Source organism: Vibrio sp. Vb1980 (genome assembly GCF_033338615.1).
Taxonomy (GTDB): Bacteria; Pseudomonadota; Gammaproteobacteria; order Enterobacterales; family Vibrionaceae; genus Vibrio; species Vibrio alginolyticus.
This window is the reverse complement of sequence record NZ_JAWOSZ010000063.1, coordinates 1-863: the sequence shown is the minus strand read 5'-3', so window position 1 is coordinate 863 and position 863 is coordinate 1. Positions and strand designations below refer to the sequence as shown.

Sequence of the window (863 nt, the reverse complement as noted above, 5' to 3'; positions counted from 1 at the left end):
CGTCTGTAACCAAGCTGAGATAACTCTCTCCATTTTGAGTTGGCAAGTAAGTAATATCAGCAACCCACAGTTGTTCTGGCTTCGTTGGTGTCAGCCCATCTTTCACTTTGTTTGGGTGACAGAAAAATCGATGACGGCTGTCAGTCGTTCGGTGATAGGCTCGTCTTGCTCTCACTAACAGCCGATGCTTTCTGAGAAGTTCAAAGAGCTTATCGCGACCTATTTGAATGCCCTTTGTTGCTGCTAAGAACTTCAGTTTACGCGTGCCAATGCGTGGCTGCTTCAGCCTGACTTCACGGACAAAGCCAATGACAGTATGCTCATGATGTTCACAACGAGATTGAGTTTGGCATTGCTTATAATAAGCTTGGCGAGAGATTTGTACTAACTGACAAAACTTCGTAACGCTCAAACCTACTATGGTTTTCTCTTGGACAACGCTTCTTTGTGCTTTTTTGTCACTCTAACACCATAGTCACGTTCCATAACGTTCACGACAGCTTCAAAGAAGTCGGCTTTGAGTTGAGCATCTTCGAGCTGCTTTTCAAGCTCTTTAATACGTTGCTCTGGTGTAGGAGGTGAGTTGAACTCGGTCATAGAGTCTCCTTTGGACATAAAGTTAGGTGTCCCTTTAGACCAATCTAGTCGACCATGCTTACGAAGCCAAACCAAAACCGTAGAGCAACCTTGGATGCCATACTTCTCTTGGGCTTGTTTGTAAGTGAGGCTTCCTTTTTCAACCTCATCAACTACAGTGAGTTTAAAAGCGAGGGAGTAATCGCGCTGAGTTCTTTTAGTTGTTGATTTCATAACACTCTCCAATTTTGGGGGTGGAAAGTGTCAACCTTATTTAGGACGGCACA

1 pseudogene is annotated in these 863 nt (G+C 44.3%); it reads right to left on the bottom strand.

The window, feature by feature from the left end:
• Positions 1 to 810, bottom strand: a pseudogene (locus R7F64_RS23795) (IS3 family transposase); the annotation flags it as partial.
• Positions 811 to 863: the final 53 nt, after the last annotated feature.